The sequence below is a fragment of the Frankia sp. QA3 genome (assembly GCF_000262465.1).
Taxonomy (GTDB): Bacteria; Actinomycetota; Actinomycetes; order Frankiales; family Frankiaceae; genus Frankia.
This window is the reverse complement of the sequence record NZ_CM001489.1, coordinates 907,222-927,588: the sequence shown is the minus strand read 5'-3', so window position 1 is coordinate 927,588 and position 20,367 is coordinate 907,222. Positions and strand designations below refer to the sequence as shown.

Here is a 20,367-nt window from a genome sequence, read left to right as displayed (position 1 = left end):
GTCGCCTAGACTGGCGAGCAGTAACAGTTTTTCGCGCACGGATGGTGCGCGTCGCGAGCGCGCGGGGTCGACTGCCAGCCTTGGTTCTGTCGCCAGGAACGGAGAGTGCCTGGCAGCGAGAGGTCGAGCGGGCTGTGCCCGTCCACAACAGGAAGCAGGAAGGCGGATCCGGTGGTGTCCAGGGCGCTCACGCGCACGAAGGATGCGGGACAGACGATGCTCGCCGCGCTCGGTCTGTCCGACGGCGCAATCATGATCATGGTGGTGGTTACGGTGGTGACCCTCTTTCTGGCCTGGGTGGTCAGCAGTGATGCGCGTACCCGGCGGCTGTCCAGCCTGATCCGGTCACGACGTGCAGGCGCGCGGCGATGACAACAGCGGACGACCGGATATCCCGGATCGAGGCGGCCCGGGCGGCCGAGGTGGAACCGCCGGCGGTGAACAACTGGGCCCGCCGACACGCGGATTTCCCGGCACCGTCGCACACGACAGGACAGGACCTCTACTCCGTTTCCGCGCTCGCCACTTGGCTCGACTCACGGCGCATTCCCCGTAACGCCCTGCACAGCAAAGAGCCGCTCGGCACGACCTACGGCCAGCGGTTTCGGCAGAACCTCAACCTCCCCTCACTCACCCCGGCCGAAAGGGTCCCACGGCACAGCGCGATGCAGACCGAGGATGCACTGGCGAAAAACCTCTGGGACCCGCTCGAAAAGATCTGGGGCACCGTCGACTTCGGAACGAACCTCGAACTGGTGCTGTCCCTGCTCGACCTACGCGGCTCGGACACCATCCACTGGAAGCAGCTAATCAGCACAAAAGGAAGAATTGGGGATTTCCTCGGGAAGGCGCTGCCTAGGCAGGTGGAACGCTCACCCGGCCTCTCCGGCGTTTACGCCGGGATCCGGCAGGAGCGATGGCCTGACGAGGACCTGACACAGCTCATCACCATCATCGAACGTGCTGCCCCGCGCGAATCCCCGGACACCATCACCGGCGACACGTTCGAGGCCGCCGCCTGCCGGTTCCTCCTCGAAAAGGTCGCCGCCACCCACGGCCGACGAGGAAAGGAGTACTTCACTCCACCGCCCGCGACACGCATGATCATGGAACTGATCAATCCACAGCCCGGTGAACGAATTTGCGACCCCTGCTGTGGCACGGGTGAACTCCTCGTGGCCGCGGGCATCCACGCCCGGCAGGCAGACCGTGCCACGCCCGACCCCCAGCTGCGCGGCTATGCTCTCGATCACCAGTCCTGGCGGCTGGCCACGCTCAACGCGGCCATCCACGGCCTGTCCGTCGATCTCGGCGGTCATCCCGTCAAGCCGCTCTGGCTGCGGCACTCACCAGCCGTCCACGACGTCGTCGTGATGAATCCGCCGTTCAACACGTCCGGCTGGAGCGACGGCGACCCCGCCGAACAGCCCTACTGGGAGTACGGCCCGCCACCCGGACACAACGCCAACTTCGCTTGGCTGCAGTACGCCGTCTCGATCCTCGACGACGGCGGCCGCGCAGCGGTCGTGATGCCCACCATCGCCGCGACCATCGACAAGGCCGGCGAAGGCGCGATCCGCGCAGCAATGATCACCCGCGGGGTCGTGCGCTGCATCATCGCGCTCCCCGACCGTCTGTTCCGCGAGACCTCCATACCGGTCGCCCTGTGGATCCTCGGCAGACCGACCAGCAGCCAGCACGACGTGCTGTTCATTGACGCCCACCGAACCGGCGTCGTCGTCGACCGCACCCACCGAGTACTCACCGACGCCGACCACGCCCAGATCACCCGCGCCTACCAGGACTGGCTCCACAGCCCCCCCGGCACCTACACCGGAGTGGCCGACTTCGCCGCCACCGCCACCCCCAGCCAGATCCGCGACCGCCGCTACCAGCTCAACCCAGCGACCTACCTCACCACCGACCCGCCCGTCATCGACCTCCACGACACCGCAGCCACCCTGCGCGCCCTGCAACAGGAACTCGACTACCAGCACGAACAAGCCGCCTGCGCCGACAGCGCGGTCGCCCGACACCTCAGGTGGATCAATCTGTGAACACACTCCTCGGCCCGGTGCCCGACACCTGGACCACCACCACCATCGGCGACACCTGTCTCGTCCAGGCCGGCCCCTCCGGCACCACCTACCGCCGCGCCGATCGAACCCCCACCGGAATCCCGGTGCTCACACCGAAGGACATCCGGGACAACCAGATCATCTTCGACAGCTGTCACACTGTCAGCCCCGAGACCGTCTGCAGACTCAGCCGCTACACCCTGCGGGCCGGTGACATCATCTGCACCCGCATCGGCGAGACCCGACGCCACGCCCTCGCCGGCGAGGACCACACCGGCTGCCTGCTCAGCGCCGCCTGCATCTTCATCCGCCCACAGCAGGCGGTACTCCCCAGATACCTCGACCACTACCTACGGCACCCCCTCATCCAGACCTGGATAACCCAGCGCATCACCGGAGCCGCCGTCCCGACCATCACCGCCGAAACCCTCCGCGACCTCCCCCTCGTCCTGCCCCCCTTCGAGACACAGCTCGCGGTCGCTGACACCCTCGAAGCACTCGACAAAAAGATCACAGCCCACAGAAGGATCGCCCAGATCGCCACGGAGATGCGCGACACCCTCACGCCCGCACTCCTCATCGGCGCCATCTCGCCAGACGGAACGACGCCCGACGACTGACACGACCTCCACTAAGATCGACTTGGTGGCGGCTGATCGAAGCTCGTCTGGACCGCGCCGCCTCGTCCGAGGGGACGGCCCATTGGCAAGATCAGGTCGTGGCGGCGGTGGTAGGCAGCCGGGCACCAACCACGTCTCCGTGATCACGCGGGACATTTCCTGGCCGCTCCAGCGCCAGCAACCGCTCGCTGGCCAGGCCGCCCGAATGGTCGTCACCGGGGGCCTGGTGGCGCCAGGGTGTCCTCGTCCACCATCCGCGCCTTCCTGCGATCGCCGAGGTCGGCCGGCAAAGCAGTCAGGTCGATCGGGTCGCTGTCGTGGAGGTGAACTCCAGCCACCCCACCTCAACCTGATTGATCGCGTCTTCATCGACACCAACGACGACCGCACCGACCGGCCCTCGCCTTGGAGCCCGCCGGCTCGAGAAACGTCCCGCTTCCGCGTTCCGGATTTGGCAGGCTTGTTCACACAGCGCAGGTGAGCCCGTCCGCTTCGGAGAGGACGCAGCCGCGGGATGCCGACGATTGATCGCGACGCCGTCCTCGACGCCACCGACCTTGCCGCCCTCGCCACGGAGATCTGCGGCGAACCCCACGGCCGTGGACGAGGTGCCCGCTGGCACTGCCCGAACGCCGACCACCCGGACGAACACCCCTCGATGGGCATCTTCCAGGGAGTCCACGGCCGGTGGCGCTGGAAATGCCACGCTTGCGGCGAAGGTGGGACCGCCGTCGACCTGCTCATGACGGGCGCCGGCATGAGCGTGCGGGACGCGCTCCTGCACCTTGCTGACCGGGCCGGTATCCCGGCAGCCCAGCACCTCGCCGGGGTTCGTCCCCGCAGAACCGCCCAGCCCGCACCAAAACCAGCGGCCGAACGGCCCGCCTCGATCAACCCGGCGATCGGCGAGCTCGTCACCGCCGCCGCTGATCTCCTCTGGCAACCCGTCGGTAGCGGAGCGCTCCGCTACCTGCACAGCCGCGGCTTCACCGACCGGCTCCTCGCCGCGAACCGCATCGGCTTCGACCCAGGACCCCGCCAGCTCCCCCGCCCGGACGGACTCCCCCACCAAGGCCCCGGCATCGTCTTCCCCGTCCTGCACACTGAGGAGCGCCGGCCCGTCTACTACCAGCTCCGCTACCTCAACCCTGCGCACCGCCGCCGCTACGACCAACCCGCCCAGGACCTCGCCCCCAACCCCAAACTCGCCCACCTGATCACCGACGGGCCCGCCCACCCCGGCATCACCGTCATCTGCGAAGGATTCCCCGACGCCCTGACCGCCGCCCACAGCGGGCTCGCCGCCGTCGCGCTCCTCGGCACCGGCCACGCAAGCCCCACGGGTACCCCTGCTCTCGCTCGCCGCCTCACCGACGAACGCCCCCACTCCGCGTTCGTGATCTGCTTCGATGACGACACCGCGGCGAACCCGGGCAAGGCTCCCTCCGGCCAGAACGCCGCGCTCCGCCTCGCCGACGAACTCGCCCAGCACGGACAGCTCGTCCTCAACATCCAACCCCCGGCCGGGATCAAGGACCTCAACGCCTGGTCGCAGCACGACCCCGACACCGTTCGCGCCGCCTTCCGAGATCTCCCCAAGGCGCTCGGGATCCCGACTCTCACTCCATCGCCTGATGGACCTGAACTCACCGACTTTCCGGGGCTGTCCGAGGGCCCGTGACCGCCCGAAGCCGCTGCCCTGCCCCGGCAGACGTGATGATAGTGATGGTGGTGGTGGTGACGGCCGGCTGAGGGAGGTGCCTCGGTGGTGGCGGTGGTGAGGTGATCGGGCCGGGAGACCCAGGCTCTACGCGAGGCGCGGCAGATGAGCGTGCGGGCCTCCGCCGCGCACCTGAGCGTCGCCTTCCCCTCCGTCTCCAACTGGGCGACTGGATGGCGAGTGCCTGACCCCGCTGACGTTCCCGGTGCCGGCGGCGCAGCCGTCGTCGGCGCGGCCGACCGGTTCCGGCAGCTTGACCGGCTGCACAACCACTGGGCACGGCCGGGCGAACGCCACTCCTGGCAGTGGTACCTGACCTTCGAGGACTGCCCGGAACTGCACGCGCTGGCCGGACGCTGCCAGGCAGCGGTCACGTTTCCCTACTACGATCTCGTTCCCCTCGATGGGCTGCACCTCACCCTCGGCCGCATCGCGCCCTTGGACGAGATCACGTCCGGGCAGGTGAATGCAATCGCGACAGCCGCGAGCCGGGCCTGCGCGGCCTTGGAGCCGTTCGTCATCACGATCGGCGTCTTGGGTGGGACAGCAGGTGCTCTCGGGTTCGCCGTGGACCCCGCCGAGCAGCTGCGCCAGCTACGCGACATGCTCCGTGAGGCCACCTGCACGGCCGTTCCCAGCGTGAGCCCGACGAGCCCGCAGTTCGAGCCGCACGTGTCGATCGCCTACTGCAACACCGACGGCATCCCGGCCGCACAGGCCGCCGCCGCGGTGGAGAAGCTTCGCGCGCTTCCGTCCGCGACGGCCATGGTCAGGGCCGCGGTGATCGTGCGGCTGGAACGACAGGAGCGGGCCTACGTGTGGCGGCCAGTTGCCAAGCTGCCGCTGCAGGCGAATGCTCGGTGATCTCGTCGTGGTGTCCTGGTGGGGTTAGCGGCCAGGCGAGGGTGCCAGCCGATCTCGGCACAGGCGTGGTTGACCAGCAGAGCGGTCGCTCACCGACAGAGGTAGGGGAACCGGTACAACGATCGCCGTGAAACAGACCGAGGACATTCCCACCGCCGTGAAGACTTCGTTCCCCCCATCCCACCCGCCCTGACCTGGGCCGAGCCGGCGCACCGGGCGAGTAATTTCGGACCGCCAACCCCTGTTTCCGGCTGCGTGACCGATCCGTTACGGTGAATCTGTCCTGCGTCCGCCCTGACGGGAAGAGGTGCGTCTTCGTGGGCAAGCAAGGCCAGCGGGCCGAGCAGGAGGAACTGCGGATCCGGATGCGTGCCGCGGGGATGACGCACGAGGAGATCGCCGTCGAGTTCGCCCGCCGCTACCGGCTCCGACCCCGCGCCGCCTACCGCGTCGCGCACGGCTGGACCCAGCAGCAGGCCGCCGACCGGATCAACGCCCACGCCGCCCGCGCGGGCCTCGACCCCGACGGCATCGCGGCGATGTCCGCCCCCCGGCTCAGCGAGCTGGAGAACTGGCCCGTCCCCCTCCGACGACGGCCCACCCCGCAGACCCTCGCCCTGCTCGCCCATGTCTACGGCACCAGCATCCACGACCTGCTCGACCTCGACGACCGCGAACACCTCGCCCCTGCCGACACGCTCCTCATCAACGATGTCGGCCGCGACCTCAGCCGGGGGGAAGCGGACGCGACCGGGACTGGCATTTCCCCGAGGACTCATGGGGAGGTGGGACCGCCGGTCGGCAGCGCCGGACCGGGATCTGAGCTGCCGGCGCGGCTTGCCGCTGCGGCGTTGATCGCTTCGAGGTCCGTGGTTGGAACCGGCGGACCCGACGAACAACGATGGAGACACGAGACGGCCCTTCCCACACCAACCCCAGAGGTGGATCGCGGGGTGTCCTCGCTGGGTACGCGGCGGATCACCAGGCCACTGGACTTCATCAAGCCTCCGTCAGGCAGCCACCTTGGCGCGGATCTCCCGGATCATCTTCGTCGCCGCACCGCCCGCCTGCGCCGACTTGACGACATTCTCGGCGGCGGCGAAACCTACGATCTTTATCGCGCCGAGTACGAAGCCACGAGCGCCATCGTTCAAAGCTCCGGCTACGACGAAGCCACCGGCCGGGCCCTGCTGTCCATACTCGCCGAGCAGGCCCAGCAGGCGGGTTGGGCAGCCTTTGACGCGGGTAATCAGGCCGAGGCCAGCCGACTGTACAAGGAATCACATGAGCGTGCCGTCGCGGCGGGCGACTCGCCGCTGGCGGGAAATGCGTTGGCGTATCTTGCCTATCAGACCGGCGAAACCGACAGGCGGGCGGCGGTCAAGCTCGCTATCAAGTCCTGCCAGGTCGCGGGTCCCGACGCGCCCAGCACGGTGAGGGCGTTGCTCCGCACGCGTCTCGCGTGGGCCCATGCGAACGTCGGGAACGCCCGGGAGGTCGAACGAGCCCTCACGGCCGCGGAGGCGGCCCTTGCCGAAGATGACGAAAGGCCGCAACCGGACTGGGCCGCGTGGGTCGACCACAACGAAGTCTCGATCATGACGGGACGCTGCTGGGCCGAGCTGCGACGACCCCTGCGCGCTGTGCCCGTCCTAGAACGGGTTCTGGGCAGCTTCGATGAGGCCCACGCCCGCGACAAGTCGCTGTACCTCTCCTGGCTCGCCGACGCCTACCTTACTGCCGACGAAATCGAGCAGGCCGCGAGCGTCGCTGGCCGCGTGTTGGATCTCTCCGCCGGCGTGGCATCGGCCCGACCTCGCCAGCGGATCATGCCGGCTCTTCGTCGCCTCGACCTGCACCGCTCGCTGCCCCGAGTTCGGGAGACGCTGGATCAGGCGAAAGCACTCGGATTCAGCTAGGACTGGTCAGGCTCTGTCGTCTGGCGTACCCAGTCCAGATACGACTTCGACCCCTCCAGAATCGGTAAGGCGATGATTTCCGGATTGCTCCACGGATGGTGAGCCAGCAGGTGTGCCTGAAGATCAGGATACCGGTCGGCGCGCGTCTTGAGGAGGAGCTGCCACTCCTCGCCGGACCCGAACTCACCCTGATGCCAGAACACCGAGACCACCGGGCCGACGATCTGCGCACCCGCGGCCAGGCGTGCCCGCACAGCGGACTGAGCCAGCACCACGGCCGCCTCACGGGTCTCCGTCGCCGTCGACACCTGAACAAAATCAGTCACGTCAGAACAGCCTAGTGCCACGCCAGCCTGCGCTCGCTCGGTCGACGATCTCCCCCCGGGCCGGAGGGGCTCCGTCCCGCACTTCGCCGTCGCGGCCGGAAAACCAGCAGGCCGGAGAGCGGGTTGTGGCACGCGAACGTCTTCTCGTCCCTATCCGCGTGTCGAGCCGAACGAAACGGCCCACTGTCGCCCATGTTCGCAGGTCACGGGTCTGATCGGGCGCGGACCAGAGGTTCCCTGCGGAGGGGATGGCCATGCCACAGCGATGGGCAGGGTTACACCCCGTTGCCGCCGGGGGCTGCGCGACGCCCGATGTATCCGATGCGATCCGGCCGAGACGGCCCGGCTTACGCCGACCGGCGACGACAGACTGTGAGCGGGCTGGAGATCGGCGCCGGCGGGCTGAACGCCGCGCTGCTCGCCGAGGTCGTGGAGGCAAGGGGCGAACTCTGGTTGATCGGTCATACGGGCGCGTTGCCGAATACGGCCTCCTTGGCTGCCCGCGCGAGTATGGCCTGGGTGGTTGCTGTGAGGCCGAGTCGGTTCCAGTGGAAGATCACGTGTAGCGCGATGACCTCGCGTATTCCCCGGGTGAGCGTGCCGCTTTCGCGCAGGGTTCGCAGTGTTCTGCCGGTTTCCTCGAAGGCGGTGAGCCAGTCGCGGCCGATGAGGTCTGCTCGGGCGTCGCCGAGGAGGAGGTGGCGGACGTTGCTGGTGAAGGATGCCCAGACCTGTGGGTCGGGTGGTGGTGCGTCGGTCTGGCCGGGGCGCTGGTCGGTGACTCGTGCCCAGACGTCGCCTTGTTCGTTGAAGTCCAGTCCTGCGGTTCGCATGAGGGCGGTGCACAGCACGAGTGAGTGTTCTCGCCGGTCGGCGGGGCCGTGGTGGAGGAAGGCGAGCAGGTGGTGGCTGTCGCGGTGGAACAGCGTGTGCGCGGTGTTCATGCTGCTGGGGCCGCCGAAGGCGTGGACTTCCGGTTCGTAGATGTCGCCGGTCCAGACGACCCCGTCGGTGAGCAGGGGGCGTAGGGGGTCGATGTCCCTGCCGTCGTGGCCGTTCGTGTCCTGCGCGATCAGGTAGCGGACACGCCAGGGGCCCTTGCGGATGAAGAACCAGGAGGTGATGAGGCCGTCGGCCTCGGCTGCGGGCAGGACGCGGGCGAGATGGTCGACGGCTTGCCGTTCACGCTGGTGAGGATCGGAACTGGGGTAGGTGATGTTCACCTGCTTCCAGGGTGTCGCGTCCATGGTCGGGCCTTTCGGCCAGCAGAGCAGCTCGGTCAGCAGAGCAGGAGGCAGGCGTCCCAGCTGGTCGCAGTCCCGGCGGCGACCAGGTCGACGCCGGCCGCGCCGTCGAGGAACCCGGCGGGTTCGGTGGTTGCGGGCATGGTGTGCTGGTGCAGGTGTGCCAGCGGTCCGATTGAGATCGGAATGAGCGCGTCGGCGGTGATCCGGCGTGCGGCCGTGAGGAGCCCGGCGGTTCCGTGGCAGAGGCCGCGGTCGACGAGGCGGCCGAGTTGCATTGGATCGGTAATGCAGGCGACGAAGGCGGTTTCGGCGTTGTGCTGGCGGGTGGTGTCACCGAGGGCGCGGGCGGCGAGCTGTTGGGCGCGGGCGATGCCGGGGGTGCCGTAACACCAGGACGGGCGCAGCGGGCCGGTCTGGGCGGGCTCGGCGCATTCGAGGTCACTGAGGGTGACGGTCTGTGGCCACCATGCGGCGCCCTCACGGGCATGCCGCTGCCAGCTGTCCAACCATCGGACGATCCGCGTGATCGCCTCCGTCTGGCCGTCGACGTGAACGCCGTCGAGGTGCGTGAGGGCCAGGAGCGCGAGCGGGCCGGCGATGCCGTGGGCGACGCCGTGGTTTCCGTGCCCGCCCGGAAGGGGCTGGTTGCGGTGGGGGCCGTGCAGGCACCACCAGCCGGGCAGGCCGTTGATCGGGTCGGTGAGGCGGACCAGGTAGGTGAGCACGTCGCGGAGCAGGTCGAGGTCGCCGGTGCGGCGCAGAGTCACGCCGAGTCCGGTCAGCCCGCGGATCAGGTCGTATTCGGCGTACGGGGGTCGCTGGCGTCTGTCGATGCGGCGGTGGGCTGCGTCCAGGCGGTGGCGGGTGACCGTCGCGGTTCCGGCGGCGGCGGTCGCTTTCGCGCGGGCGAGGCCGGGCTGGTCGGAGGCGGCGAGGACGAACGCGAGGGCGGGAGCGCCCCAGTAGAGGCTGGCGGGCTCGGCGGCGCTGACGCCGTCGGCGACGGCCTGTTCCAGCGCCGCGTAGGCCGCCTGCCAGTCACCGGTTTCCAGGTGGAGCAGGGCGATGCCCGCCGCGCCCTCGGCGAGCGACTGTCCCGCCGTCACGATGCCCGCCCGGCGAGGTCGGTGCGGGCGACGGCGCGGGCCAGACGCAGGCAGTGCCACTCCGAGGCGGTGTCGACTCCGATCATGCGGGCGTGGTGCAGGTGCAGCAGGTCGGCCAGCACCTGGTCGGTGTCCAGGCCGTCCCGGTCGGCGAGGGTCCTATAGGCGGCCAGCGCCGCGGCCAGGGCGCCGTCTCCGTAGGGCAGGTGGGCGCGGGCAACCTGGGCAGCGTCCAAGCGGGGGCCGCTGCGGTGGGGCGCGTGGTCGACGAGCCAGCGCGCGCCGTCGCTGGTGAACCCGTGGGCGATAGTGATCATCCCTGCGGCAGTGGTGGCCTGCCGGTCGCCGGACAGCTGCCCGAGGGCGGCGTGGGAGTCGGCGGCGAACACCGCCTCGGCCGCGGCGAGGGCCGGGCCGTCTCCCCAGCGGGTTTCGGGCCGGTAGGTGGCCAACGTGTAGTCGGCCAGCAGTCCGTCGTCGTGCAGCCGCTGCGCCCACGCCGCGAGGTCGTGGGCGGCGTCGGCGAACCGGGCAGCGTCCCGCAGCGGGATGCGTAGCCGCAGGTGAGGTTCAGGGTTCGGGTAATGCAGGAACCACCAGCCCGCGGGAAGATCGGGAAACTCGGCCAGGCGGGCGAGGATGTGATCGGAGTGTCCGAACAGGCGGGCGTCCAGCCAGCGCGACCGCCCAGGCCGGTGGGCGAGGGTGCTGGCGGGACGGACCGGCCGGGCGACCCGGCGGTGGGCCGGTGCCGCGCGAGTGTGGGTCAGGGTGAGCAGGAATTCGGCGGGTCTGCCATCGATCCACGCCGCCGGCCCGCCGGCCTCGGTGAGGACAGCAGTCGCGTGCCGGTCGAGGTGGCTGCGCAGCACCGCGAGATGGGCGTTCTCGTCCAGGTCGAGACGCAGTCGCACATCATCGTCGCCGATCAGCACCTGCCGCGGCAGCCGGTGGCGTTCGCGATGCCGGTGCCAAGCGGCCTGCCACTGCGGCCACGTCGCGGTGCGGGCGGGGAGCGCGGTCGCGGGGATGGTCCAACGGGCCGGGTGCAGGATGGCGCGGCCCCGCCGGACCCGGGGCAGGAACGGCAGAACGCGGGCGTGCCCCCAGTCGAACCGGGCGCACGGCGCCGTCCAGGCCGTCCAGATCTCGGTGAGGAACCGGATGAGCGGCTGCTGACTGGTTGGCAGGAGCACACAGTTGACCAGCAGCGGCTCGACCGGCCGCCCGGTAGTGCGCGACACCAGCCACAACCGCTGGCCGTCGCCGGCCACCGCCAGGTCCTCCACCGTCCACGGCGGGTCGGGGTGGAAGTCGCCGACGGGCAGCACCGGCAGAAGCTCGGGTGTGCGGGCGACGGTGGCCAGTCGGGCGTCCAGCGGCGGCCCGGACAGATGCACGCTGTCCGCACCGGGCAGGGCGGTCGGCAGGTCGGCGTAGACGCCGCGGAAACGTTCCAGCTCGGCCGGGGTGAGCAGGTGCAGGAAGCGGGCCGCCGCAACACCCGCATGCCGGGCCCCGCTGACCACCGTCAACGTGAACGCGCCGCGTTCAAGGTCGCGTGGTGTTGCGGCGGCGAGGGTGAACCGCAGCTCGGTGTGCGGGATCGGCGGCCGGTCGTCGTCGCCGTGCAGCGATCCGATCAGATCGTCATCGAGGACCACCTCGGCGCCGCCGTCCAGCGCCGACTGCTGGGCGAGCGCCGCGAGCAGCCTGTCGCGGGTGGTGAATGTTGCCGGGTCGTGGCGGGGCGAGCCCCGGTACCCGGCAGGGAACCCGAGGACGCGCAGGACATCGCGCAGGGGCACGGCCGCGCCCGGACCCCACCGTTCGAGAAACGCGCGATGGTAGGCGGTCCAGCCGGGCAGCTGCGGCGCGACGGCGACGAGCGCGCCGGCAACTTCCTGCGCCTCGCGGACCACGGCGGGGGGCAGCGTCACCGCGCAGTCGACCCGCAGATCGACCGCAACCCTGCCGCCTGGGGCGGGCAGGGCGAGGTGGCGGGCCAGGTGCGCCGCCGGGTCGGTCACGGTCATCGCCGGCCGGACCGCCGACAGCAGCACCCCCGCGCACACCAGCGCGACCAGCAGCCTCTCAGCCGCCGCCATCTCGGTGGCCAGTTCGTCGGCCATCGTCGCGGCCAGCTCCCCGAACGCGATCGGGGCACGGGCCGCCTCGACCGCCACCCGCACTGGGCCAGTCAGATCGATCTCCACATCCCACACCCGGTCGCCCTCGACGCGGATGCAGGGCAGCACCCATATCCCGGCGCGCCGATATCCCAGGGAGTTCGTCACGACCGCGACCGTGCGCAGTGTCGCCACGTCCTGCTCGGCCACCGCCGTCCACTCGGCGATGGAGCAATCGTCAGGGCGGGTCACCTCGTGATGCCGCTCCCCCCAGCGGACCGCCACGCGGGGGCCGAATGCGACCGGAGCCACACCGGCGAACCTGCCGAAGGGGGTCGCGCGGGTCGTCCACCGCAGCAGATACCGAACCGTCGCCTCCACCAGGCGCCGTAGCCTGCGCGCCTGGATCGGCTCACCGGCAACAGCGCGGGTGATCTGGGCGGCCAGGTCCGGCGCGGCCTGCCCGACGGCGGCGGCAAAATCCGGCAGCGCCCACGCCTCCCGCAGCCACCCCAGCCACGCGTCGGGCCGGTCCTCGATCAGGTCGGGCCACGCGGGCAGCCGCAGATCCTGAGGGTAGGAGGCGGCTCTGATCAACGCCGCGTCCGCCGCTTGGAACATCTCTCACTCCGCGTTCCGGGGATAGGCGGAAAGGATGGCGGGCCCGGCCCCTTGAGGCCGGGCCCGTCGGGTGCGCGGGGGTCAGCGACCGCTGCCGCCCGAGCAGGCGTCCGAGGCCGTGTCGCCCGAGCCGCAGTTGTCGTCGGTGCTGGTGGCGTGGCCACTCACGGGCCCGGCGTCGACCAGGCGCAGGTTCAGCTCGTACTCGTTCTCGTTGTCCATCAGGGGGTTCCCTTCTCCTTGGAGGTGAAGGCCAGGACGAGGCGACTGTGCCGCTTGTCCAGGACCGCCCCGTCCGGCAGGTCGCCGTCGGGGGCATGCGTGGGAAGGACGTGCAGCACCGGCGGCGGGCCGCCCGCGTCCACCCACGCACGCATGTGCTCGACCATCCGCCCGGCCGCCGCGGCAGCCTCGGCTCCGTGGGCGTAGGCGCCGAGATCGAACCGCCGGTCGGTCCAGCGCAGGGCCGACCGGTAGGCGAACGTGCCGTCGTGCAGGGTGGCGGGGGTGCCGAACTGCCAGGAGGGCGCGACGATGCCGGACTCGATGGCCGTCTTCTGCGCCGTCAGCACCACGAACTCCCCCGCCTCGCGGGTGAGGCGGGTCGCCAGCCACAGGTTCAGGTCGATCAGGACGGTGCGGGGCGGCAGGCTCGCCCCGGCCCACGCCTCCTCGCGGGGATGCGCCAGAAGGCCATCGAGAACGGTGGGGTCGATCTGCTGGCCCTCATCCAGCCGCAGGTGGACACCGTCGGCGATGTCGACGTACCGCACCTGCTGGGCTCCGTCGCCCTGCACGGAGACGAACCCGCACTGGCGACTGCTTTCGCTGACCAGCCGATCCCCGCGACGGCGCAGCGCCCACGACTTGGTAATCCCGAACGTGCGCAGCGGCACGACGAGCACACCGCCGTCGGTGAGCTGATCACGCCACGCGGGCGGGATGTCCCACGCCCCCGCCGTAACGATGATCAGGTCGTAGCGGCGGGCCGGCGCGATCGGATGCTCGGCGTCCGCGCACACCACGGTGACGTCGTTGTAGCCCGCCGCCGCCAGGCAGGCGGCTGCCCGGTCGGTCACCTCGGGGTCGATATCGACGGTCGTGACCGATCCCGACGGGCCGACGAGCTCCCGCAACAGTGACGCGTTATAGCCACCGCTGCCGATCTCCAATGCGTGACGGCCCGCCAGAGAGCCGAGCGCGTCCGCTGCCTGACCGAGCATCTCCGCGATCAGGAACGGCGCCGACACCGAACTGACGGCCTCCTCGCCGCGCAGCTTCTTCAGGACCGCTTCGTTCTCATACGCCTGCTCCAGCGGAAGGCCCGGCGTGAACAGCTCACGGGGAACGGCCCGCATCGCCGCCTCCACCTCCGGCCGCAAAGTGAGGCCCTTCGCCGCATGATCGGCAGCCAGCCGGTCGACCATCGCGTTGCGAAGTCCCTCGCTGCCCATGGTGCCGACGCTCATGACGGTGTCCTCTCCCGATACGTACGGGCCCGCCGCGGGTCGGGTGGCCCCTGGTATTCCTGCAGCCTGGTGGCCAGCCACGGGCTCTGGTCGCTGCACGGCTCCTGATCGTGGGCGACGCTGGTCGCCGGGGTGGGCACCTGGCTTCTCCTCGAACGCGGATGGTGGCTTTGAACAACGGTCTGTCGACCAGCCTCACCGTGTTGATGATCTTTCTGGAGTGAGCGGGTCCCACGATGCCGCACCCGGAGGTGCGAATCATTCCCCCCGAGGAGAACATTCGACTTCGGGCCCGCATGGGCCGCTGAGCTGCGGAAACAGCGACCGCCACCCGTTGTCGTTTCGGCTCGCGGGCCAGGAATCAGGGCCGACTTTTTCGCGTTTCGAGGCCGAGCGCGGACGTCGCGGGTCTGATCTTGACCTGGCTGCGGGCGGGCGGACCAGCGCCACCGCGCCCGCGGAGTAGCCGGAGTTCGACAGCTGCCCGCCCGCACTGGCACCGACCTGGCAGCGGTGACTGCAGCTGTGCCGGTGAGCTCGTACTCCCCTGCCCCGAGGGTGAGGAGACGGTTACTGTTGCGCTGTTCCGATTGGGGATGGTCGCCGGGCGGCCTCCCCCGGAGCGCCGTCCGGTGTCCAGTCCGGAAGGGGTGCGCGACGTCGTCATGGGCAAGCCTGGCCTGCGAGCCGAACAGAACGAGCTGCGGGCACGGATGCGCACCGCGGGAATGACGCACGAGGAGATCGCCGTCGAGTTCGGCCGCCGCTTCCGCCTGCGACCTCGCGTCGCTCACCGAATCGCGCACGGCTGGACCCAGACGCAGGCCGCCATCCGCATCAACGCTCACGCCGCCCGCGTCGGCCTCGACCCGAACGGTACGGCGACGATGACCGCCCCTCGGCTGAGCGAGGTGGAGAACTGGCCGGTTCCGCCACGCCGACGTCCGACCCCGCAGCTCCTCGCGCTGCTCGCCGACGTCTACGGGTGCGACCTTCAGAGCCTGCTGGACCTGGCCGACCGCGAGCAGATGGCCCCCGCCGACATGCTTCTCCTGGACAGGATGCGCCGGGTTGCGTCCGGGCCGACGGAAGACGCGAACTGGCCGTGTGCTGCGGCCGAACGCCGCGAGCGTCGTCCGCGTGAGCCGCGGACGGGGTGGACGGTGGAGAGGATGGTCATCGTGGCCGCTCGTGCGTCCGCTGATTTCGGCCGAGGGGCCGAGAGGAGCAACGTGGGTCCCCTGACCGTCGAGCAGTTCCACGCCGATCTGACGCGGCTGGCCGAGCGCTACCCCAACTGTCCCGTCGCGCCGTCGTTCGCCGACGTCATCGAGCTACGCAATCACGCTTTCACCCTGCTGGAAGATCGACAACGCCCCAGTAAGACCTCGTTTCAGAATGATCCTTGGAGTTTCCGTAGGCAGATGATCGAGCAGGCCAGGCTCAGGAATGCCTGGTGGATGTCGACGCGGCGTTCCCAGCGGGTGCGCAGCCGGCGGAACTGGTGAAGCCAGCCGAGGGTGCGCTCGACAGGCCAGCGTTGCCGGCCCAGGCCGGAGCCATGCGGTGCTCCGCGACGGGCGATGATCGGAGTGATCTGTCTGGCGGTGAGCCTGCGACGGTAGGCATCGTGATCATAGGCGCGGTCCGCGAGCAGGTAGCGGGGCCGGCGGCATGGCCGTCCCCGGCGTCCACGGATCGGGGGGATCGCCTCGACAAGCGGGATGAGCTGAGTGACGTCGTGGCGGTTCCCGCCGGTCACGGTCGCGGCCAGCGGCACCCCGGACGCGTCGGTGATCACATGGTGTTTGCTGCCGGGATGGGCTCGGTTGACCGGGCTCGGACCCGTCGCGCCCCCCCTTTGAGCGCGTGGACGTGGGAGGAGTCCACCAGAGCCCGGTGCAGGTCGAGCCGTCCCGCGGCGTTGAGCTCGGCGAGCAGGTGTTCGTGCAGAGCTGTCCACACCCCGGCCGTGTGCCAGTCCCGCAGCCGGCGCCAGCAGGTCACCCCCGACACCCCGAACAGGCCCGGAGGCAGTTCCCTCCAGGGGACGTCGTTGCGCAGGACCCACAGGATGCCCGCCAGCGCCGCCCGGTCGTCGACCGGCCGACGGCCCGGATAGCGGAACCGCCGCGGTCGGACCGGGACCAGCGGGGCCAGCCGGTCCCACAGTTCATCGGTCAGCACGTCATCAGTCACACAGACAGGACCTACCCCGAGCAGGCCTGATCACTCATTGTGAAACGAGGTCTAAGAGGTACCACGCTGCGATGCGAGGTCGTCGACCGCCCGCCCACTGTCACTCCACCGCCCCTGGCGACAATGATCGTCAAGCGGGCAATGGCGCACCGCGTGACGTTGGATGTGATCTGCGAGATCCGTCCCGACCTGACACGCGATCAGGCGAAGGAGTTCTGCGCGGCGACGAAACAGGCGCCGCAGGCGCTGCTCGTCGGCCGTCCGATCCTCGAAGTCGAGGTGGGGGCCAAGCGTTTGCAGCGGATGGGTCCGTCCGTCGAGGTGGTACTGGCGGACCCGCCCGCGCTACCAGGCCCCACGGCCGAGATATCGCGTTCCTGACGATGCCCGTGTCGAGCGTGCGTTCGACTCCAGCCGGGTGCAGCTCGTCCTCGACGGCGAGGTCCTCGACCTCGCCCCCGGCTATGTCGACCGTGACGTCGAGCGGGCACGAATCGGCCAGGCCGCGTTCCACTGCGAGGTCGAACAGCTCCACCTCGCCGCGCACCGTACGGCCGCCGACCCGGCCGCCATCGGGCGTCGGCCCATTGCCCGAGGGCCGTTCACGTTGGGTGGTATCACGGGCCACGACGACCCTGGCTGGGCTCGGGTTCCTGGCGGCGCTCGTGGGATACGAGCACGGTCACCCAGCGAGTGGCGGAGCCGCCGTGCACCGCCCCGAACCTTCGCGGCTCGTCTCCGCCGCGCCGATGCAAGCCGCGGCAAGGTGGTCACGATGATGCCAACATGGGGGATCTCGTACGGCCCGCACCGATAATGCCGCGATTCTGCTGCTCGTCCTGTTCGTCAGCGTGACGGCGGCGCTGGCCTGGAAGCTCAAGCCCGACACGGCGCTCGCCTGGCTCGGAGTGGCTTGGTGGCGTCCTGTGCCCACCAAGGCTCTGACTTGCTTGGGCCTCCTACTGGGACAACCGGGCCAAGGATCTGGAGATCACCGGTGTACTTCACCTCGCGCTGGTGCCCCATGAGTGGGCCGGCGCCCCGACCGACAGGAAAATCGTCCCGCTACGTGTCGCCGACTGCACGCCGCTGAAGGTGCTGTCCACGATCGGCTACCGGGACCTGCACGGCGTCGACGAGGCCACCGCACGGCGCCGGCTACGGGAAGCGGTCGGCCTGGCCTGGCCCGCCCGGCTCTCCGGCAGGTTCCCCGGTGGCCCGGCAGCGCCAGCAGAAGAGGTGCCCGTTCCCGAGCCACCCGCCGACGTGTTGCCGTGGACAGGATGTGGCTAAGCGGCATGACTCCGGCGGGTCGCGAGGCATCGTCCCAGCTCACGACCAACATTGATCTTCGGGGACGAAGCTCATGCAGATCTTCGAGGGAACCAACCAGATCCAGCGCCTGGTGATCAGCCGCCACCTCGCCCGAGGCTGATCAGAGGGCGTTTTCGCTGGTCAGAGTTCCAATTCGGGTGCGGGTAGGTCCTCGGCCGGGTGCGGGCCGCTGTCCGGCGGCGTCCGGCCTGGCCCGGTCGTTTCCGGCTCGCCGTGGCCTATTCGTGGACCAGACCGCGCCGGCCGCGCGGCCGCGCGGCCGGGATGACGTCGGTTGTCCCGTCCGCGACGGCAAGGGCTATTCGAATGCGGCCGCGGCCTCCCGCAGTACCCGGATCAGAGTTTCCGGATCGTCCGGCCCGGACTGCCCCGGCGTGTAGGTCACCGTTCGCAGGCGACCTGTGTACCGGAAGCTTCCGTGCCGTTCGTGGACGGGCCAGGAAACCGGGGACTTGCGATCCACCCCGACGCTGATTCCCTGCAGGGGCGCCATGCCGATCAGTTGATGCACGCTGGCCAGCCGCCCGGTCTCGGCTCCGTCGACGGAGATCCGCCAGTCCCAGCGAAGCCCCGACAGCGCCGTGGCGGCGGCGCGGATGGTGTGCTCACCGGCGGCGAGCGGACCGGCGTCCACCTCGCGGAGCGCACCGTATTCGTTGTAGGCGAGGCGCAGCCGTCCCTGTTCCACGTAAATGCTGTACCCCCCGCCCTGGTCGCCGTGGGAGACGAGCACGCCCTCATCGCCGGGCCCGTGGTCGGCCAGGTCGATGTCGATGTCGAAGGACCGGAAGGCGATGAGACTGGCGGACCGGTAACGCTCCAGCTCGGGCGTGCCGGGCAACAAGGTCACAGGCCGCCGCAGCCGTTCCTCGTCCGGGTTGCGCAGGGCCAGCGCGCCGCCGGCGTCGGGGAGCGGGAAGACCCCGTTATGCCAGGCCGCCTTCTCCCAGGCGGCCGCCAGCTCCTCGACCACTGCGGGATGATCGGCGGACAGGTCGTCGATTTCGGTCGGGTCGCGGACCAGGTCGTAGAGCGCCCATTCGCGATCGTCGTAGGGGGCGCCCGGGCGGTGCAGGGTCACCAGTTTCCAGCCGTCCCGGTAGTAACTGCGGTTGCCGATCATCTCGCAGTACTGCTCATGGTGGGTGCTGACCGCGTCGGGGTGCGCGAGCACGGTGGCGAAGCTGACCCCGTCGAGCGCCTGGACCACGTGCTCCAGGCGGCGTGCCGGACGCTTCACCCCGGCCAGTTCGAGCAGTGTGGGTGTGAGGTCGGTGACGTACTGGTACTGCGTGCGGATGCCGGTGTCCGCGTGGGGCCGGTGCAGTCCGCCCGGCCAGGACAGCAGGAACGGGACCCGTACTCCGCCGGCGTACGTCTGGCCCTTGTAAAGCCGGAACGGCGTGTTCGACGCCATTCCCCACCCGCGCGGGTAGTGCACCAGGCTGCGTGGACCTCCGATGAGTTCGGCCTCCCGCTCGACGTCCGGATTCCAGTCGGCGGGCAGTGCGGGATGGTGGGCGAACCGGCTGAAGTAGCTGCGGGTTCCCTCGGCTCCTCCTTCACCGGTGCCACCGTTGTCAGAGGTGAAGACGATGATGGTGTTGTCGAGTTCGCCGAGGGCGTCGAGGGTGTCCACCAGCCGGCCCAGGTTCTGGTCGATGTTGTCGACCATCGCGGCGTAGACCTCCATGTACCGGGGGTACAGCCGCTGCTCCCGCGGTTCGAGGTCGCTCCATGCACCGACCTCGAACCCCGCCTCGAAGTTCCGGCGTGGCAGCCGGGTGCCCGGTGGGAAGAGGCCGGCCTCGAGCTGCCGGCGGAACCGGGCCTCGCGCAGCGCGTCCCACCCGCTGTCGTAGCGGCCGCGATGCCGGGCGATGTCCTCGGGCCTGGCCTGCAACGGCCCGTGCACCGCGTTGTGCGCGAGATAGAGGAAGAACGGCTTCTCCGGGTCGTGCGCGCGCAGGGACGTCACCATGGAGATTGCCTGGTCGGTGATGTCGTCGGTGTAGTAGTAACCGGCCGGCAGCTCGTCGACCTGGAGCGGGCTGTTGTCACGGACCAGCTGGTGTGGGTGAAAAAGACTGGTCAGTCCCTCGAGGACGCCGTAGTACTGGTCGAAGCCCTTCTGCAGCGGCCAGTTGCGCCGGTCGTCCGCGGCGTTCGACGCGGAGTCTCGGGTCAGGTGCCATTTACCGACCGCGTAGGTGGCATAACCCGCGTCGTGGAGCAACTGCGCCAGCGTGGGGACGTCGTCGGCGATCTCCATCCCGTAGCCCGGGAACCCGGGGTCGGCGTTCGCCACCATGGCATAGCCGACGCGATGCGGATTGAGTCCGGTCAGGAGGGCGGCCCGGGCCGGCGAGCACAACGGCATGGTGTGGTAGTTCGTCAGGCGCACTCCGCGTTCGGCGAGCCGGTCCAGGGCGGGCGTAGGGATCTCCGCGCCGAACGGACCGATGTCGCTGTAGCCCATGTCGTCGACCAGCACCACGACGATGTTGGGCGCCCCGGCGGCCGGACGCTCACGGGGCACCCAGGCCGGTTCCGACTCGGCGAAGGTACGGCCGATCCGCCCCGGGAAGTTCGCATACGGGTCGCGACGGTCGGGTGTGCCGTTCTGGACGGCCGGGGGAACGACCTGGGAGGCCGGCTCGGAAGGGTGCCCGGCGGACTGGCGGGACATTCGGCTATCCCTCGCTTCGTCGTCGGTGGGACGGGTAGGTCACGA

Annotated in this window: 17 protein-coding genes; 9 read left to right on the top strand and 8 right to left on the bottom strand. The window is 69.9% G+C overall.

Annotated features, from left to right (window positions below; genetic code table 11):
* Nucleotides 1-174: 174 nt before the first annotated feature.
* The 6 genes from FRAQA3DRAFT_RS03615 to FRAQA3DRAFT_RS35715 all read left to right on the top strand — a co-directional run bounded on the left by FRAQA3DRAFT_RS03615 (nt 175) and on the right by FRAQA3DRAFT_RS35715 (nt 7,201).
* Nucleotides 175-372: a hypothetical protein gene (locus tag FRAQA3DRAFT_RS03615; protein WP_157467072.1), complete on the top strand. Its 198-nt coding sequence runs from the start codon at nt 175-177 to the stop codon at nt 370-372.
* Nucleotides 369-2,057 carry an N-6 DNA methylase gene (locus tag FRAQA3DRAFT_RS03610; protein WP_009737715.1) on the top strand — a complete coding sequence of 563 codons (1,689 nt, stop codon included), beginning with the start codon at nt 369-371 and terminating at the stop codon, nt 2,055-2,057. Before FRAQA3DRAFT_RS03615 ends, FRAQA3DRAFT_RS03610 begins: the two co-directional genes overlap by 4 nt.
* Nucleotides 2,054-2,698, top strand: a complete 645-nt coding sequence (locus FRAQA3DRAFT_RS03605) for a restriction endonuclease subunit S (RefSeq protein WP_009737714.1) — start codon at nt 2,054-2,056, stop codon at nt 2,696-2,698. Before FRAQA3DRAFT_RS03610 ends, FRAQA3DRAFT_RS03605 begins: the two co-directional genes overlap by 4 nt.
* A gap of 514 nt (nt 2,699-3,212) precedes the next feature.
* Entirely contained in the window at nt 3,213-4,379 is a 1,167-nt protein-coding gene (locus FRAQA3DRAFT_RS03600) for a toprim domain-containing protein (protein WP_009737713.1), read from the top strand.
* A 144-nt stretch (nt 4,380-4,523) separates the two neighbouring features.
* Entirely contained in the window at nt 4,524-5,282 is a 759-nt protein-coding gene (locus FRAQA3DRAFT_RS03595) for a 2'-5' RNA ligase family protein (protein ID WP_009737712.1), read from the top strand.
* Nucleotides 5,283-5,647: 365 nt separating this feature from the next.
* Nucleotides 5,648-7,201, top strand: coding sequence for a helix-turn-helix transcriptional regulator (locus FRAQA3DRAFT_RS35715; RefSeq protein WP_198287111.1), 1,554 nt, complete (start codon nt 5,648-5,650; stop codon nt 7,199-7,201).
* Here FRAQA3DRAFT_RS35715 and cutA read toward each other — a convergent pair.
* The 6 genes from cutA to fxlM all read right to left on the bottom strand — a co-directional run bounded on the left by cutA (nt 7,198) and on the right by fxlM (nt 14,099).
* Nucleotides 7,198-7,527 carry a divalent-cation tolerance protein CutA gene (cutA, locus tag FRAQA3DRAFT_RS03585; protein WP_009737710.1) on the bottom strand — a complete coding sequence of 110 codons (330 nt, stop codon included), beginning with the start codon at nt 7,525-7,527 and terminating at the stop codon, nt 7,198-7,200. The two genes, FRAQA3DRAFT_RS35715 and cutA, sit on opposite strands and share 4 nt — an antisense overlap.
* 461 nt (nt 7,528-7,988) lie before the next feature.
* Complete coding sequence (locus FRAQA3DRAFT_RS03580; RefSeq protein WP_009737709.1) at nt 7,989-8,774, bottom strand: thiopeptide-type bacteriocin biosynthesis protein; 786 nt, start codon at nt 8,772-8,774, stop codon at nt 7,989-7,991.
* Nucleotides 8,775-8,806: 32 nt separating this feature from the next.
* Nucleotides 8,807-9,880 carry a lanthionine synthetase C family protein gene (locus FRAQA3DRAFT_RS03575; RefSeq protein ID WP_009737708.1) on the bottom strand — a complete coding sequence of 358 codons (1,074 nt, stop codon included), beginning with the start codon at nt 9,878-9,880 and terminating at the stop codon, nt 8,807-8,809.
* On the bottom strand, nt 9,877-12,630 hold the full coding sequence (locus tag FRAQA3DRAFT_RS03570) for a lantibiotic dehydratase (RefSeq protein WP_009737707.1): 2,754 nt from the start codon (nt 12,628-12,630) through the stop codon (nt 9,877-9,879). The genes FRAQA3DRAFT_RS03575 and FRAQA3DRAFT_RS03570 overlap by 4 nt, the downstream gene beginning before the upstream one ends.
* A gap of 81 nt (nt 12,631-12,711) precedes the next feature.
* Complete coding sequence (gene fxlA / locus FRAQA3DRAFT_RS32380; protein WP_009737706.1) at nt 12,712-12,852, bottom strand: FxLD family lanthipeptide; 141 nt, start codon at nt 12,850-12,852, stop codon at nt 12,712-12,714.
* The gene (fxlM, locus tag FRAQA3DRAFT_RS03565) at nt 12,852-14,099 is read right to left on the bottom strand and encodes a methyltransferase, FxLD system (protein WP_009737705.1); all 1,248 of its coding nucleotides are present in this window, start codon (nt 14,097-14,099) and stop codon (nt 12,852-12,854) included. Before fxlM ends, fxlA begins: the two co-directional genes overlap by 1 nt.
* A 632-nt stretch (nt 14,100-14,731) precedes the next feature.
* Here fxlM and FRAQA3DRAFT_RS38390 point away from each other — a divergent pair.
* The gene (locus tag FRAQA3DRAFT_RS38390) at nt 14,732-15,607 is read left to right on the top strand and encodes a hypothetical protein (protein ID WP_369809390.1); all 876 of its coding nucleotides are present in this window, start codon (nt 14,732-14,734) and stop codon (nt 15,605-15,607) included.
* On the opposite strand, the gene FRAQA3DRAFT_RS32375 is transcribed toward FRAQA3DRAFT_RS38390, so the two are convergent.
* A protein-coding gene (locus FRAQA3DRAFT_RS32375; protein WP_369809389.1) for an IS5 family transposase occupies nt 15,493-16,298 on the bottom strand; the annotation gives its coding sequence in 2 pieces (ribosomal slippage) (nt 15,493-15,953 and nt 15,953-16,298; 807 coding nt in all). The genes FRAQA3DRAFT_RS38390 and FRAQA3DRAFT_RS32375 overlap by 115 nt on opposite strands.
* A 123-nt stretch (nt 16,299-16,421) precedes the next feature.
* Between FRAQA3DRAFT_RS32375 and FRAQA3DRAFT_RS03550 the strand changes: the two genes are divergently transcribed.
* On the top strand, nt 16,422-16,679 hold the full coding sequence (locus FRAQA3DRAFT_RS03550; protein WP_009737701.1) for a hypothetical protein: 258 nt from the start codon (nt 16,422-16,424) through the stop codon (nt 16,677-16,679).
* A 636-nt stretch (nt 16,680-17,315) separates the two neighbouring features.
* Nucleotides 17,316-17,591 carry a hypothetical protein gene (locus FRAQA3DRAFT_RS03545; protein ID WP_035920541.1) on the top strand — a complete coding sequence of 92 codons (276 nt, stop codon included), beginning with the start codon at nt 17,316-17,318 and terminating at the stop codon, nt 17,589-17,591.
* A 340-nt stretch (nt 17,592-17,931) separates the two neighbouring features.
* Here FRAQA3DRAFT_RS03545 and FRAQA3DRAFT_RS03540 read toward each other — a convergent pair whose 3' ends face one another.
* Nucleotides 17,932-20,322, bottom strand: a complete 2,391-nt coding sequence (locus tag FRAQA3DRAFT_RS03540) for an arylsulfatase (RefSeq protein ID WP_009737700.1) — start codon at nt 20,320-20,322, stop codon at nt 17,932-17,934.
* Nucleotides 20,323-20,367: the final 45 nt, after the last annotated feature.